This window comes from Paenibacillus sp. O199 (assembly GCF_001636635.1).
Classification (GTDB): Bacteria; Bacillota; Bacilli; order Paenibacillales; family Paenibacillaceae; genus Paenibacillus; species Paenibacillus marchantiae.
Genome location: NZ_LGRP01000001.1, coordinates 93,358 through 109,972, shown reverse-complemented (window position 1 = coordinate 109,972; position 16,615 = coordinate 93,358). Strand labels below are relative to the sequence as shown.

The following is a 16,615-nucleotide window of genomic DNA, read 5'->3' as shown; positions in this document are numbered from 1 at the left end:
GATAATTGTGCATATCGAATTTGTAAGTTGTGTATTTAAATTTGCTTGAATCCTTGCTAAACTTTGTTTTGATAATGAGAATCATTATTATTAGATGGTGGCTAAATTTGACCGGAGGGCTTTCTGGAGCAAAACAATGATAAGAACTAAGAAAGGTTGGTAGAAATGACTTCAAACAGACAACTATGTATTGGATTGTCCTTAAATGCAACATGGAATAAAGGTGACGGTTGGCGGCACCCGGATAGCGGAGTAGAGCAGACAGGAACCATTGACTATTATATTCATTGGGCAAAAATGGCGGAGAACTCTAAGCTTGATTTTCTTTTCAGAGCTGATTATCTGTATATTAGCCCGCAGATGTTAGGCGATTCTTCTAATTTCGGCAGCCCAGATCCTACTTTGTTTTTTGCAGCAATAGCTCGTGAAACCAACCGCATCGGACTCGTTACGACCATTTCTACCACGTTTAATCCGCCTTATGTTGTTGCCCGGCAGCTTCAGTCCTTGAACTGGCTAAGTAATGGGCGTGCCGGCTGGAATATTGTCACTTCTATTGAAGGCGCCGATAATTTCGGCAATTCACCAATGCCATTACCGGAAGAACGGTATGCGAAGGCAATCGAATTTACGGATGTGGTATGCAAGCTTTGGGATAGTTTTCCGAATGAGGCTATTGTTATTGACCGTGAGTCAGGCATGTTTTCTGATAAGGAAAAAGTGACTGCTATTCATCATTCCGGTGAATTTTTCAATGTAAAAGGGCCACTCACTTTACCTTCTCATCCATCGGGAACCATTCCTCTGTTTCAAGCTGGTGCTTCGGATATTGGACGGAATTTTGCTTCTTCCGTAGCGGATGCTATTTTTGCGGCAATGCCGGATCTTGAATCGGGCGTGGAATTGCGAAGTGATTTGAGAAAACGAGCTGTAGAACATGGGCGCGATCCGAACACGATTAAAGTTTTGCCGGGGTTATATTTTTTCCTGGCCGATACGCACGAAGAAGCGCTTGAATTACATAAGGCTGCTCATGCCCATTTAAGTCTTGAGCGCAGACACGCATCTCTGAAATCGTTGATGGGTCTTGATTTAAGCAGTTTCCCCTTAGATCAACGCGTAACCGAGGATATGCTGCCTGATCCTGATCAGGCTGTTCGCAGTCGCACACATGCTGAGCTGTTGCGCCGTTATATTACAAAATATCAGCCTACAGTAAAAGATATCCTGAATCGGCCTGAGGTTGTCGGATCTGCTCATTGGGTATCTGTGGGAACAGTCGAGACCGTAATGAATGATATTATTGAGCGGGTTGAGGCTGGTGCTATTGATGGATTCATCGCCCTGCCAGGCGGTTCAGAAAAATCGATGGAAATATTTTTTGAAAAGCTGATTCCAAAGTTAGTTGAAAGAGGTCTGTTCAGAAGTGAATATACCGGGGAAACGTTGCGAGATCATTTAGGAAATTCATAAAACACTGTATACACAGGAATTGGGGAGAACATATGAAAAGACTAACTGGATTGATTTTAACTGTAATTATACTTGCAGGAGGGATACTGGCTGGATGCTCCGAAACGCCCGTGGCAGTTACTCCTGAGGTCAGCAAGATCGAGGGTGAAGGATGGCCAAGAACCATTGAGGATGCCAGCGATAATGGGGTGATGCTTGAGAAACGACCAGAGCGTATAGCGGTGCTGCATCCATTATACTTAGATTACTTTTTTGCTCTGGATACACCTCCAATCGCATCAATAAGCGCTTCGGAAGCGATGGAGAAGTTTGCAACTTTACAGCCTTACGCCGGGTCTACTGATATTATTGATTTGGGTAGCGACTCAGCGAATTTGGAAAAGATTATTGAGGCCCAGCCTGATGTGATTGTAACCTTTAAGGGGTCTGTGGATACCATCTATGATGAGTTGAACAAGATTGCTCCAGTCATCTTAATCGACTACACCGATACCTGGGAAAAAACAACGATGCTTCTCGCTGAGGTTGTTGGAAAAGAAGAGCATGCAGAACAATTGATTAAGGAAACCCAAGAAATGATAGCACAAACGAAAGAACAGTTAGGTACTCTTGAGGATAAGACCTTTGCCTTGTTGCGGGTTGATGGAAAAGCCAATTTTAATGCTCATGGATCTAAAAATACAATGTACTACAATCAAACTGCAGGTTTTGGTTTGTTGGCACCGAAAGGTTATCCTGAGGGTGGCGAGGCGCTTACGCTGGAGGGACTATACGACATGAATCCCGATTATATTATTATCCAGCATGATATTGACGTTGCAAAGGCAGCCGTGAAGGAAAAGGAATCTTCGAAGGTATGGAACTCTCTGGAGGCAGTAAAAAATAACCATGTAGTTATCTTTGATAATTCCCTCAATAGTGCGAGTATTCTGGCTGTTCGTTTGGCTTCAGAGTATTTCCTGAAATTAGCTGAACAATAATTCATAATACAAGAAGTCCGATTGCTGATACTGAGCGCAATCGGACTTTTTTGCTCTAGGGAGACAAGCATATAGTTGCATTAGAAGTTACCTAGTTGGCGATTAATTTGAGCTCATTTTTTTGTCTGAAGACGATAACCGCTTGGAGTTAGGCCACAGCACCGGCGGAAATTTTGTGAGAAGTAGCTTTGAGAGGAAAAACCAGTGGATTCCGCAACTTGAGCAATGGAAAGATCTGTGGTTTCTAGTAGCTCCTTGCTCGCACGAATCCTGACCTCATTGAGATAATTAATAGGTGACATACCGTAATATTTAGCAAAAGTATGTGCCAGATAATATTTGCTGATATGCGCCTTTTCTGCCAGAGAGTGGAGCGAGATTTCCTCCGCATAGTTCGAGTCAATATGTCGCTTAATCCGACTGCATATCTTGTCAGCCCTTTGCGTGGTTACAACAGAGAAGGGATGACCAGATCTTCGCATTAAACTAATGATTACAATCTCAAGTAAGTTTTGACAGACGTCCTCATAGTTCTCATTCTTGTTTTCGGTTTCCGAGAGCATAGCGTTGAAATACAACAAGAGTTCATTCCTCTGTTTTGAATAATTGATAATTTCATGATTACGGGTTCCACTTTGCTTTCCAAAATCAAAACTCATCCCCTCAACCCCAAGCACTACATACTCCAAAGGGTCACTCCCAATGGATACTTCGGTATGCTCTACGTTCGGGTTCACGATGACAAGATCGTCCTGCTGCACCGAAAAAATCTCATCCTCTACGATGAAATTCCCTCGTCCACTTCGGACATAAAACAGCTCCGCGAAGTTATGTGAATGACGAATGCTGAACCAATCTCCTTCATAAATGGAAGAGCTAACATAGATTAACTTTGCGGGAATCTCTCCACGTCCCTTTCCGGGAAGCCAATAGCGTACATTTCCCATCTGCAGTCCGTCCTTTCCTCAATCTCATTTAGTGAACTACAGTTAAACCAATTTCAACGTTTTATGTTGTGAAAAAATTGTTAATTTATAAATTTATTATATTAGCAAGATATATAAAATCAACGACAACATGTATGTAGATATAAAGAGGCCGTTAAGATAAATTAAAAGGGCGAGAAATAATGTAAGCGGTTACGTATGATCACTAAATATAGGGGGAATGGATTTATGAAAAAAATTCTTAGCCTTGCGATCACGGCAGCATTGACTCTTAGCTTGGCAGCCTGCGGCAGCTCTTCTGAAAATGGCTCTAATTCAACAAAGGATTCATCCAACACGAACTCGGCAACATCTACGGAACAACGTACTCTTAAGCTAGCTGCTTTGGAGACCGCTTACGGGGCTGATGTATGGAAAGAAATTACGGCTGCCTTCGAAAGCGCCAATCCTGGCGTGAAAGTCGAAACGACGATTGACAAAAATATTGAAGATGTCATTGGACCCGGTATGAAATCTGGTGAGTTTCCTGATGTTATCCATTTGGCAACGGGTCAGCCGAAGGGCTTGACTGAAACCTTTGTAAAGGATAATAACCTAACTGACCTTTCAGATGTGCTGTCCATGACCATACCCGGCGAAAGTGTAACCGTCAAGGATAAGCTGATTCCAGGTTTCACTGATACAACGATCACGAATCCGTATAACGATGGAAAGACCTATCTGATGCCTATGTTCTACAGCCCTACCGGTTTGTTTTATAACGAGGGTTTGTTTGAACAAAAAGGTTGGAAAGTTCCTACGACTTGGGAAGAAATGTGGGCTCTAGGTGATCAAGCTAAAGCCGAGGGTATTTCACTATTTGCTTATCCGACGTCAGGTTACTTTGACTCTTTCTTCTATGCTTTGCTCAACGAGGTGGGCAGCGCGGATTTCTTCACTAAAGTGACGCATTACAACGAAGGCATTTGGCAAACCCCAGAAGCTCAACAAACGGTTGAACTGATGGGTAAACTGGCTACTTACACCGAAAAAACGGTTCCCGCAAATGCCAACAAAGATAACTTTACCAAAAACCAACAACTGATTCTGGACAATAAAGCACTCTTCATGCCTAACGGTACTTGGGTCGTTGGCGAAATGAGCAAAGCTCCGCGAGCAGAAGGCTTCAAATGGGGCTTCACAGCTCTTCCGGCAATAAAAGACGGTGGCGACCGTTATTCGTATACTTTCTTCGAACAAATTTGGATTCCTGCCAAAGCGGAAAACGCAGATCTGGCAAAACAATTTATTGCTTATCTTTATTCCGATGAGGCAGCAGCTATTTTTGCAAAGGTTGGCGCGATTCAACCGATCAAAGGTATGTCCGACAAATTGGATGGAGACAACAAGCTTTTCTACAGCATCTATGACAATGGGGCAAAGGCTGCTATGGGTGCATTTGCAACAACTGACCCAGTTGAAGGGGTGAATATATCGGATGCAGTGTTTGCGTCCATTGACTCCCTTGTAACAGGTGCTAAAACACAGCAACAGTGGGTTGAGGGAATCATTAAAGCAAGCGACGCCTTGCGGGGAGCATTGAAATAATAAAGAGGCCTGGGCCTTGAGAATGTAACAGGATCATGGTGGGCGACCTGAGCTGACCACCATGATCTGACCTTTGGGAGGAGAGAGAAAGCCATGGATATGAAAAAAGGAAGAGGACGTTTTATCTTCTTCTGTCTAGCACCCGCCGTCCTCCTTTTTGCAATTTTCTTAATTATTCCTACGATCGATGTCTTTCGGATGTCATTGTACAAGTGGGGCGGCTATACCGATAACAAAACCTTCGTAGGTTTGCAGAATTTCAATAAGCTGTTTCATAGCGATAAGTTTTATCAGACCTTTCAAAATAGTGTTCTGCTCATTGTTCTGGTTACAATCGTGACCTTTGCTCTGGCACTTCTGTTTGCATCGATGCTCACACGTGAAAAACTCAAAGGGCAAAATGTTTTACGCGTAATCTTCTATATTCCTAACATTCTGTCTGTGGTTGTCATCAGTGCGATCTTCTCAGCGATTTACGATCCGAATAGCGGGCTTATGAACTCATTGCTAAAGCTGTTTCGCGGATTACAAGCAGAGCCCATTCTATGGCTAGGGGATCAGAAAGTGGTTATTTTCAGTCTTGCAGGCGCGATGATCTGGCAGGCGATCGGCTATTACATGGTAATGTACATGGCTAGTATGGCCAACATTCCAGAGAGCTTATATGAATCCGCAGGGCTTGAAGGAGCAGGGCGAATGGCTCAGTTTTTCCAGATAACCATTCCTTTAATCTGGACGAACATACGGACGACGCTCACCTTTTTCATCATCAGTACGATTAACATGAGTTTCTTGTTCGTGATGACGATGACAAGCGGCGGTCCAGACGGTGCCACCGAAGTGTTCCTCAGTTATATGTATAAAGAAGCTTATACTAATTCCTCTTATGGCTATGGGATGGCCATCGGTGTAATTGTGTTCCTGTTCTCGTTTGCGCTTGCTGGGATACTAAACGCAGTTACCAGACGAGAGCATTTGGAATTTTAGGAGGGAATAAGATGAATACAAACAACCGCTCACGGAGAGGTGTTAGCGACAAATTATATAAAGGCTTCATTTACGTTATACTGATCGCTTTAGCTATTCTCATCCTCATCCCTGTTCTATGGGCATTCATGGCCTCCATCAAACAAGACAGTGAGTTTTACGGCAGTCCCTGGGCACTACCCGCCGGGATGCATTTACAGAACTTTGCTGATGCATGGCTCAAGGCAAAAATGGGTTCTTTTATGCTCAATTCCGTATTGGTGACGGTAATCGCACTGGTGCTTCTGCTTATGGTGGCATTGCCTGCGTCCTATGTACTTTCTCGTTTTAAATTTAGAGGGAACGGATTCTGGAATATGATGTTTATGGCGGGTTTGTTTATTAATGTAAACTATATCATTGTTCCTATCTTTCTGATGCTTAATAACGGCGACAAGATGCTCCGCGGCATGCTGGGACACCCTTTTTTGCTGAACAACCTGTTTGTTCTCGCGGTGGTTTATGCTGCGATGGCACTGCCCTTCACGATCTATCTCATGTCGGGATATTTTAAATCGCTGCCCAAAGAATTTGAGGAAGCGGCCTCGGTGGACGGTGCTGGCTATTTTCGTACTATGGTGCAAGTCATTATGCCTATGGCCAAACCCAGTATCGTAACGGTTATTCTGTTCAATTTCCTGTCCTACTGGAACGAATATATTATCTCTATGACGCTCCTAACCAAACCGACCCTGAAGACATTACCTGTCGGCTTAATGAACCTGATGGCAGCGCAAAAATCCGCAGTTCAGTATGGTCAGATGTATGCAGGTCTGGTGCTGGTCATGCTTCCAACCTTGATTATATATATTCTGGTACAAAAAAAGCTAACCCAAGGTATGACGATGGGCGGGCTGAAAGGATAAGGTGCGATGATGGAAGACTTTACAAAGAATTATTTGCGTAATTTGTTGATGCTGATTGTTTTTATCGTCGGTATCGGATTGGTCATTGTCGGCCAAAAGAACATTGGAGCCCCTGAACTGGGTCTGATGTTGCTTGGTCTCGCTATGCTGATCGGTCTGCTATGGCTATATAACCGAAAATATAGATAGAGGAGTTTTCAACCATGAGTACAAAAAGAGGACGTGTAACGATCCCTACTGATTTAGATGTTATTCCGCAAACCCTGGAGATCATGAAACGCTGGGGAGCCGACGCTGTACGTGATTGTGATGGAACTGACTTTCCCGCCGAACTGCGGGATATCGATGCCAAGGTCTATTCCACTTATTATACAACCCGTAAGGATAACGTATGGGCTAATGCCAACCCTGAAGAGATTCAACAAATGTATTTGATGACTCCCATTCATACGGCTGAAGGCGAAAGCATTTCCATTTCCCTTATGAAGGGGATTTATCCCGACATGCTCAAAGTGAATTGTCGCGACGATATTCAGCGCTGGTGGGAAGTCATCGATCGTACAACCGGAGAGGTCGTTCCGACCGAACAATGGAGCTATGACGACAAAATCGGCGATGTCACCATCACAACCCAGCCGTTCCATGACTATACCGTTAGTTTTTTGGCTTATATTATGTGGGATCCGGTTCATATGTACAATGCGGTCACCAATGAATGGAAAGATGTCGAGCATCAAATTACCTTTGATGTTCGTCAACCGAAGACTCGTAAGTATACGATGGAGCGAATTCGCAAGTTTATCGAAGATCATCCTTATGTCAATGTGATTCGCTATACAACCTTCTTCCACCAATTCACCTTGGTTTTTGATGAGCTCGCTCGTGAAAAATATGTGGACTGGTACGGCTATTCAGCCTCAGTTAGCCCTTATATCCTCGAACAGTTTGAGGAAGAGATCGGGTACAGGTTCAGACCTGAATTTATTATCGACCAAGGATACTACAATAACACCTATCGAATACCTACGAAAGAGTTCCGTGATTTTCAAGCATTCCAGCGTCGGGAAGTGGCGAGCCTTGCCAAAGAAATGGTCGATATTACCCACGAATGTGGTAAGGAGGCCATGATGTTCCTGGGTGATCATTGGATCGGCACAGAGCCTTTCATGGAGGAATTTGCATCAATCGGTCTGGATGCCGTAGTTGGCAGTGTAGGAAACGGTTCAACACTAAGGCTGATCAGCGATATCCCGGGCGTGCAATATACGGAAGGCCGTTTCTTACCTTACTTTTTCCCGGATACCTTTCATACAGGCGGGGACCCCGTAAAGGAAGCCAAAGTAAATTGGGTCACCGCGCGACGTGCGATTCTCCGCAAACCGATTGATCGGATCGGCTACGGCGGATATCTTAAGCTAGCCCTTGATTTTCCCGAGTTTATTGATTATGTAGAAAGCGTTACGGATGAGTTCCGTACGCTCTATGACAATGTACAGGGAACCTCGCCGTATTGCGTCAAGTCAGTAGCCGTGCTCAACTGTTGGGGCAAAATGCGGGCCTGGGGGAACCATATGGTCCATCATGCACTTTATTACAAGCAAAATTACAGTTATGCCGGTATTATTGAAGCTCTCTCTGGTGCACCTTTCGAAGTGAGCTTCATCAGCTTCGACGATATCAAAGAAAATCCTTCCGTTTTAGATGATATTGACGTCATATTAAACGTTGGGGATGCAGATACAGCCTATACGGGCGGAGAATGGTGGCTGGATACGGATATCGTTACGGCCATAAAAAGGTTTGTTTATGAAGGCGGTGGATTTATCGGTGTTGGCGAACCCACAGCGCATCAGGCGAATGGGCGCTTTTTCCAACTGGCCAACATCCTCGGTGTAGAGGAAGAACGTGGCTTTACGCTGGGTTATGATAAATATAACTGGGATGAGCATGAACATTTCATTACGGCAGATTGTAAAACCAATCCGGATGGAAGCAAGGAAATCAACTTTGGCGAAGGAAAGAAAAATATTTTTGCCCTAGAAGGAACTACGATTCTTCGTCAAACGGACAAGGAAGTTCAACTCGCGGTGAACGAATTCGGCGACGGGCGAAGCGTATATATAAGCGGTTTACCATACAGCTTCGAGAACAGCCGCTTGCTGTATCGTGCGATTCTTTGGAGCGCCCACAGCGATCAGGAGCTGAACAGCTGGTTCAGTGAGAACTATAATGTTGAGGTTCATGCTTATGTGGAAAAGGGCAAATTCTGCGTGGTGAATAATACGTATGAGCCACAGGAAACCGTCGTTTATCGCGGTGATGGCTCCAGCTTCTCACTGAAGCTGGATGCAAATGAAATCAAGTGGTACGAAATATAAAAAATCCAGCATTCTATTGTAGGAGGAATGATTTGATGCGGAAAAAAAATAATAAAATGATATTCAAATTATGGATTTGGATGATGGTTTTATTGGTTGCTTCAAGTCAGTTGATGGTACTCCCTAGCAATACTGCTTATGCTATTTCAGGAGAATTTGGTGAATTGCCAATTGAGCCACAGGAAAAAACGATCGAGAGCATCCCCCCGATTAAGGTTGAAACATACGTTGATGAGCAGCCATCAATTCCATCGGTAATACAGGCAGTATACAGTGACAGCACTACCGCAGAAGTCATGGTGAGCTGGGATCCAATTGAATCTTCTGACTATGCGCAGGTAGGGACATTTACCGTAAAGGGATCTGTAGAGGGAACGAGTATTAAAGCTGAAGTTGCAATCACGGTGTTTGAAAAGAGTAAGGAAACAACAGGAAATGTAGATATAGATACATTCTTGGCAGAATTAAAAAATAATGTTCCAAGTAATCAAGAGGTTGTTTCTTATATGAATAACTATCAGTCTATGGAACCGGAAGCCATGACTTTCGTCAAAGGAAATGGAAATACTTCAGTAAACAATGGATTGACAGTAACGATTAACAATCTGGGTGGCAGTGGAGCTATAGCAACATGGGATAAGGCTCCTTGGCTCTCCGGAGGAGTCATAGATACAACGATGCGGTATACCAGCACAAATCAAAGCAATATTGGATTTGTTCTAGGATCTAATGATAGTAACCAAGGCATAGCTATTCGTTATGATGCCGGCACAACCTGGGTTATTCAGAGTCCGGATGGTACAAGTAAGTGGGAAACATTTGACGGACCAGAACTAAAAATGGACACAGATTATCACATTCAGATCGGCTTTAATGGTATGAAGCTTCTGATCATTGTAGACGACGTGACTTATTACAATAAGAATACTGATTTATTGAGTTCGTTGTCTGGATTAGGTCAAGTCGGGCTGTATAAGCGCTATGCTACAGGAGAGATTGCCATCAAGAGTGTGAGAATTGAAGGTGTGGGCACGAGGGAGAAGCCTTCAAACATTGTTAATTATGTTCAAGATTATGAAGACCCCAATTATACACCCCATTGGTCGGGGCTGAAAGCAACGGTCGTGACGGATATTACGGGCAATAAAGTTCTCTCCCTTAAAAAAGGATCTAGCGAACGAGGTGTGGATCTGGATTCGCCACGAATTCAACAAGGAACTCTTTCATTAGATTTCAAACTGGTAAATCCGGACAAATTGGTTAGCGGACAAGGATTTGCTTTTGGTTTCAGAATGAATGATTCAGCAAGTATTTTCAATGAACTCGGGGTTGATCCGAGCAGTTGGATACCGGAGTCCAATACGGGCTGGGGAGATAAGCAAGAGATTCCTTATCCGATTCAAGGGCGTTGGAACAATCTCATGTTTAATTTTAATGGTAAGAAAATAACGGTTTTTTTGAATAAAAAGCGGATTGGCGACATTACGTTTGAACAGTATTCTGAAGCAGCTGGGCGTTTCGGACTTCGCATTAGAAGCACTGTAGAGCTACAAATCGACAATGTACAATATACGAATGAGATCATTGAACCCAAACAAATTGCACAATACAGTAATGATTTCGAGGATGGAATTAAAGGTACTTGGACTGGTGCTGATTCTACTATTATTACAGAAGGCAGTAATCGGGTGTTAAAAATTTCTAATATCATAGACAACGTAATGAACCTGGATGCACCGTCCTTGCAAAGCGCTACATATATGTTGGATGTGAAGCCAGCAACAACGGATATCGGATTTGTTATAGGCGATGGTGCTATTGTGAAATATGAAGGCACGAAATGGGTGTTATTAAATAAGGACGGAACCAGCAACGATTTTGTTGTTTCTGATGTTATGGATTTCAGTCCTTTACCTTATGCTTGGAACAAAGTTGGACTTCAATACGCCGATCATTCTGTGATCTTAAGTATTAATGGTGCTACATTGCAAGCAAACTTACCGACAGGGCAGCAATTCGGGGAAGGGCCTTTTGGGGTAGTTGCTCAGAATTACATTTATATTGATAATGTTGTTTTTACTGAAGAATTCCTTGATATGAATACGTCTTCATCCCATGTTGGCAAGCTGAGATATGAAGAGTACTATGAAGGTGATTCAATCGTAAATTGGGAAGGCTTCAAGGATACGCCGCAAGTTTCTAGTGGATATTTGCAAGGGATGTTGGATGCTGGAACGGCTGCTATCAATAAGGATGTAACACCAGTAGCCAACGGCATATATCAAGTGAAAATGCAGGCGGATGGAGCTGCGGGGATTACACTTGGAAATATCGTGATTTACGAAGAAAGTCCGGGGAATTGGAAATACAAGCTGGAAGGCAGTAATGATGCCTTTGAGATTGGTGCTACTACTGCACTTGCTTCTGGCAAAGATTACACGCTACGTGTAGAAATGATCGAGAACGAGCTAGGCCTTTACGTGAATGGAATTAGGGCTGGCAGTGTGAATGTAACTGGATATACACCAGGTTCATTTGGCATCTACAATTCTGCGACCCATGCGATTCAAGGCAAGATAGACGCGATCACTGCAGAAGAGGTTCGGGTGTATGCACCAGATTATAATGCGCAGAACTGGGGTCCTCTTGATAACAGTAAACCAGAGGTTCTTGCGAATGGAAATAGCCAAATCCGATTGAACATGCCAGGGGTTTCATTAGCCGTGGATAAGGATAGCCCAAAATTCGCTGATCAGCTACTCACTTTTGATTTTAACACGAATGTTTCCGCAGGATCAGATGGTGGCCGTTATGGTTTTATCGTGAGAGGTTCGGCAGCTGACAAATATGTAGGTGTCGTTCATGATATTAATGGGAAATGGAAGGTCACAACAAGTAACGGGAATGAGATATCCTTTCCCAATACGTATCAGATGCAGGCCAATACAAATTATCATATTGAGCTTCGTTTGGTGGGAACAACGGTTAGTCTCAACATTACGGGTCCTGATGGCGTAGCTACAGATATGGGTTCGATAATTGAAGAATCGATGGCTGTTGTGCCGGGTTGGTTTGGTCTTCGTTCATGGTATGGAACCAAACAAATGACGGTGAGTAACCTCAAAATGGTCGAACTTGAGTCGCTACCTAAGCTGAAGCTGGCGCAAGAGACAGATACGATTGAGAATGATGGTATGACCGTTAGTGTATATAAAGATTTTCCAGGCATTGTAGAGTATCAAGTGGATCATCACAAGCTGCAGGCTGACGTGGAGCAAACGAATAGTGTGAAGATTAATAATAAGGATTATGTACCACGTACAGTGTCGAAGAAAGAGAGTGCTAGCACATATCAGTACACGATGATGTTTGATGAGATCGGCGTTGTGATTGATGGGCATCTCGAGGCAAAGGCGAACAATGTAGTTCGATTTGAAATTGATAAAATTTCCGACGGCCCGGATTTCTTAGTGCGTTCAATTCAAATGAACAACGCTCTGATCCATGTCAATAGTTCAATGAAAGACGCATCGTATGCATGGAGTAAGTCAAACGGGGAGTGGCACGGAGTCTCAGAGGAACTGGTTGACGATATGTCTCTTATGAAGCAAAGCGGTACGACCGGTGTAACGATGGCTATGGTGAGTGGAGATGGCCTGGCAGCATCGGCAGAGGACAACGTCATGAGCGGTGGCAATAAATTGATAATCACCACAGAGAAAAAACCACTTGTCAATAAAATAACGGTGAAGCCAGGCAGTTGGACGTATCGACATCTTCAAAGTAGTGAGACTGAAGAGTTGCCATGGTATGAAGTGGTCGTCACTGGGGAACGCAATAACGACGAAAAGACAGATTGGCAAGATGCGGCTGTTGCTTACCGAACGGAAATTTACAATGAGCCATTTGGCGCACAGGATATGAAGAACAATATGATGTACATTGCTTTCAACTTTGCGAGTCAAGCCAATGATCCGTTCTTGAACAGTTTGGATACGGGGAAAGTTCTGTACAATTTTACAGACGGTTTTGGACAGATGATTCTGCATAAGGGGTATCAGGCGGAAGGGCATGATGATGATATTCCTTCCTACTCTAATATTGGTGTACGACAAGGTGGATTGGATGATTTCAATTATTTGATCGATGAGGGGGATAAGTACAACCTTCACGTCGGCGTACATTTGAATGCAACCGAATATCATCTCGATGCCAACGAACTGGATTACTCCAATTTAACTGGGGCTACAGCTAATGGACCGAAGACAGATAAGCTCTCCAAAGGTTGGGATTGGATCGATACGGCTTATTATGTAGATCAAACGAAGGATGTCCTGAGTGGTGAACTGAAATCACGGTTAACCAATCTATATAATCTCACGAAGGACGCCAACGACCCTAATGATCCTGCGTTAGATTTCTATTATGTAGACGTGTATACCGGCAATGACTACAATGCCTATAAATTGTTGCAATATGCCAATGGTCTTGGAGTCAAAGTAGGAACAGAATTCTCAGGTCCGATTGAACCAGGTGTGGATTTCGTTCACTGGGGTCCGGATTTAGGATATCCCAATAAAGGGAACAAGAGTATCCTTTCTAGAATGGTGAAGAACAATCTCGATATTTTTGTAGGGAATGCTTTATTTAAAGGACAAAAAATCCCTGGTGTGACCACTTGGGGCGATTCTAAGCCAGACGTACAGCAGGGTGTAACAGTATTCTTCAATGAAGTATTGCCGACGAAGTATATACAGCATTTCGGTGTACTGAAATATGAAGAGGACCAAGTAACTTTTGATAATAATGTCGTCTCTAAGAGAAATAAATCCACTGGTATGATTGAGCTTACCAAGAATGGCAAGCTGATCTCTTCTTGGAAAGATACCGGAACGACTACCGATGAATCAGTGCGCCATACAGGTGAGGCTAACTCGTTAATTCCATGGGTTTGGGATATCAAAGCTAATCAAATCTTGGGTGTTAACGATGGTGCGAAGCTGTACCATTGGAACACAACAGGTAACTCTACCACTTGGCAGTTGACGGATGAATTTAAAGATGTGAAACAGTTTAATATGTACGAATTGACCCAACAAGGTAAAGTTCTGGTGGATACGCTGGTCGCTCGGAATGAATCTCTTACGATTACGAAGGCAAAGAAAAATACGCCTTATGTATTGTATCCAGCAACTGCTGATGCCCTGACTTTGGTGCCTAATGCAGGGAATTGGGGAGAAGGCAGTTTGATCAAGGATTTTGCCTTCAATTCAGAGAAGTTCAATGTTCCAGGTTCATGGACAGTCGATGATCCAGCAAACATTACAATCAAGACTGTTCAAGGGGATACAGAATACGATATCACTAAAGAAATGAACAAATCGAATTGGAACAGATACGCAGAGGTCGGTAGTAATTCAGGTGTAATCTCACAGGAGATTACCGGATTGCAGCCTGGTCAGGATTACACCGTCGGAGTGTGGACACAGACTGAAAAGGGGAGGGAATCCTCGCTTCAGGTCACGATTAATGGTCAAACCTATTCCAATCATGTGACAGGTCAGGATGGCATCCATAAATCATCCTTCAAGTACGTGGACACCAAATGGCAAAGAATGAATGTTGAATTCAAGGTTCCAGCAGGCATTAATTCCGCGACAGTTAAGCTTGTAGCTGATCCGGGAGCGGGTACTGTTCAATTTGATGATGTGCGAATTTGGAAACATACAACTGTAGAGAAAGACCCTACGAATAAGAGCTATGTTGTATATGAGGATTTTGAAAATGTGTACGAAGGCTGGGGTCCTTTTGAGTACGGTGGTGGGGATAGGCAAATTCATATTGCAACCGATCAAAGTAATAAACAGGATAACAATCCCGTTGTATCCGCATCTGAGAACAAGGTTGGTCCTGTAATGACCTGGGTTCTGGATGGTGAGAATTCGTTGAAAGTGAATGAAACCGATGTTGGTAAATTAATAAAAACGAATGAATCCAGCGTGAAAATGGAACCAAACACAGAATATGACTTAGGCTTTATTTATACCTTAGAAAAGTATGCTGGTTATGAGGTTTCTGTACAATCACGTTCTACAGGGGAAATTGTGCTGAAGGAAACACTGAGCACACTACCTAATCCGGGTAATAAAGCGGGTGAAGATGGGGGTTATATTCGCTTCCAGAAAAAATTCACGACAGGTGATCAAAATGATTACCAAGTTATTTTCAAAATGGTATCCAAAGGCGCTGGAGGCCCTACTTCTGATTACGCCTTCATTCTGGATGATTTCTACATTAAAGAAAAATTAGCAGTTAACATCGTATCCATTGAGAATGTACAGGTTGAAACGGAAGCTGGCTCTATACCGATACTGCCTTCGCAAGTGACTGTGACATTGAGTAATGATACGACTCAGAAGGCCACCGTTGTATGGGAAGCGATTGATCCTTCCCTTTATGCACAGGCAGGTACTTTTCAGGTGAAAGGCGCGGTCAATGGGACGGACATTAAAGCGATTGCGACTGTCAAAGTAAAGGCGAAAGACAACAGCAATCCGGGTACAAATCCAGGAACAGGATCAAACCCAGACACTGGATCAAATCCAAGCACTGGTACGAAACCCGATACCAAGCCTAATCCTGGTACAGGAACAAATAATGGGTCTGATCAGGATAACCAAACTGGAGCTAAGCCGGATACGGGTAACACCAAACCCAAAGCATTTCTCGATACGGTTGGACACTGGGCAAGCAAGGAGATTGAAGCTCTTGTGAGCAAAGGGATTATCAAGGGCATGAATAATCAGAAATTTGCTCCAGATCTGACGATAAACCGTTCTGAAATTGCAGCGATGTTAACCCGAGCATTTGGTCTTAAGGCTGAAGGGTCATCATCATTTAAAGATGTAACCGAAGATAAGTGGTATAAGGATGATGTTCGTGCTGTGGCGGATGCAGGTTTGTTTAAGGGGTATGCGGGTAATTTATTTGAACCTATGAAACTCTTAAGCCGTGAAGAGATGGCCGTTATTATAGTAAGAACCCTTGAGATGAAAGGGAGGTTGCCAGAAGTCTCCGATACAACGCAAATGGTACTGTCTAAATACAAAGATGCGGATAAGGCTGGAATCTGGTCCAGGGAAGCATTAGCGATTTGCATTGAGCTTGATCTCATTCAAGGAACACCAGATCACAAGCTTAATCCGAAACGTAATCTGACCCGGGCTGAGGCAGCAGTTTTATTTAGCAGATTATTAACGTATTGTGAAAAGGGCATCATCTGATTTACCTAGTTGAAAAATATTCAAAGAGGCAGACCGACTTCCGGTTTGCCTTTTTGCCATGCAAACGTATAATGA

The 16,615-nt window shown here is 43.4% G+C and carries 9 protein-coding genes; 8 read left to right on the top strand and 1 reads right to left on the bottom strand.

Annotated elements, in window-relative coordinates; all coding sequences use genetic code 11:
* The first annotated feature begins 165 nt into the window (after positions 1-165).
* Complete coding sequence (locus A6049_RS00460; protein ID WP_063562711.1) at positions 166-1,473, top strand: NtaA/DmoA family FMN-dependent monooxygenase; 1,308 nt, start codon at positions 166-168, stop codon at positions 1,471-1,473.
* A gap of 32 nt (positions 1,474-1,505) precedes the next feature.
* Positions 1,506-2,453 carry an ABC transporter substrate-binding protein gene (locus tag A6049_RS00455; RefSeq protein WP_063562710.1) on the top strand — a complete coding sequence of 316 codons (948 nt, stop codon included), beginning with the start codon at positions 1,506-1,508 and terminating at the stop codon, positions 2,451-2,453.
* A 113-nt stretch (positions 2,454-2,566) separates the two neighbouring features.
* On the opposite strand, the gene A6049_RS00450 is transcribed toward A6049_RS00455, so the two are convergent.
* Positions 2,567-3,400, bottom strand: coding sequence for an AraC family transcriptional regulator (locus tag A6049_RS00450; RefSeq protein WP_063562709.1), 834 nt, complete (start codon positions 3,398-3,400; stop codon positions 2,567-2,569).
* Between the two features lie 228 nt (positions 3,401-3,628).
* On the opposite strand from A6049_RS00450, the gene A6049_RS00445 reads away from it, so the two are divergent.
* The 6 genes from A6049_RS00445 to A6049_RS00420 all read left to right on the top strand — a co-directional run bounded on the left by A6049_RS00445 (position 3,629) and on the right by A6049_RS00420 (position 16,540).
* Positions 3,629-4,987 (top strand): carbohydrate ABC transporter substrate-binding protein, encoded by a 1,359-nt coding sequence (locus tag A6049_RS00445; protein WP_063562708.1) that lies wholly within the window; start codon positions 3,629-3,631, stop codon positions 4,985-4,987.
* Positions 4,988-5,080: 93 nt separating this feature from the next.
* Entirely contained in the window at positions 5,081-5,974 is an 894-nt protein-coding gene (locus tag A6049_RS00440; protein WP_063562707.1) for a carbohydrate ABC transporter permease, read from the top strand.
* Positions 5,975-5,985: 11 nt separating this feature from the next.
* Complete coding sequence (locus A6049_RS00435; RefSeq protein ID WP_063562706.1) at positions 5,986-6,879, top strand: carbohydrate ABC transporter permease; 894 nt, start codon at positions 5,986-5,988, stop codon at positions 6,877-6,879.
* A 6-nt stretch (positions 6,880-6,885) separates the two neighbouring features.
* Complete coding sequence (locus A6049_RS00430) at positions 6,886-7,068, top strand: DUF6903 family protein (RefSeq protein WP_095205905.1); 183 nt, start codon at positions 6,886-6,888, stop codon at positions 7,066-7,068.
* 14 nt (positions 7,069-7,082) lie between these two features.
* Positions 7,083-9,257: a 1,3-beta-galactosyl-N-acetylhexosamine phosphorylase gene (gene gnpA, locus A6049_RS00425; protein WP_063562705.1), complete on the top strand. Its 2,175-nt coding sequence runs from the start codon at positions 7,083-7,085 to the stop codon at positions 9,255-9,257.
* Positions 9,258-9,292: 35 nt separating this feature from the next.
* A complete protein-coding gene (locus tag A6049_RS00420; RefSeq protein ID WP_063562704.1) occupies positions 9,293-16,540 on the top strand; it encodes an endo-alpha-N-acetylgalactosaminidase family protein in 7,248 nt (2,415 codons plus the stop codon).
* Positions 16,541-16,615 lie beyond the last annotated feature (75 nt).

What these genes read in the sequence shown, in the direction of transcription:
- A6049_RS00460 (WP_063562711.1), top strand. Translation starts at nt 166, where the DNA reads ATGACTTCAAACAGACAACTATGTATTGGATTGTCCTTAAATGCAACA.
- A6049_RS00455 (WP_063562710.1), top strand. Translation starts at nt 1,506, where the DNA reads ATGAAAAGACTAACTGGATTGATTTTAACTGTAATTATACTTGCAGGA.
- A6049_RS00450 (WP_063562709.1), bottom strand. Translation starts at nt 3,400, where the DNA reads ATGGGAAATGTACGCTATTGGCTTCCCGGAAAGGGACGTGGAGAGATT.
- A6049_RS00445 (WP_063562708.1), top strand. Translation starts at nt 3,629, where the DNA reads ATGAAAAAAATTCTTAGCCTTGCGATCACGGCAGCATTGACTCTTAGC.
- A6049_RS00440 (WP_063562707.1), top strand. Translation starts at nt 5,081, where the DNA reads ATGGATATGAAAAAAGGAAGAGGACGTTTTATCTTCTTCTGTCTAGCA.
- A6049_RS00435 (WP_063562706.1), top strand. Translation starts at nt 5,986, where the DNA reads ATGAATACAAACAACCGCTCACGGAGAGGTGTTAGCGACAAATTATAT.
- A6049_RS00430 (WP_095205905.1), top strand. Translation starts at nt 6,886, where the DNA reads ATGATGGAAGACTTTACAAAGAATTATTTGCGTAATTTGTTGATGCTG.
- gnpA (WP_063562705.1), top strand. Translation starts at nt 7,083, where the DNA reads ATGAGTACAAAAAGAGGACGTGTAACGATCCCTACTGATTTAGATGTT.
- A6049_RS00420 (WP_063562704.1), top strand. Translation starts at nt 9,293, where the DNA reads ATGCGGAAAAAAAATAATAAAATGATATTCAAATTATGGATTTGGATG.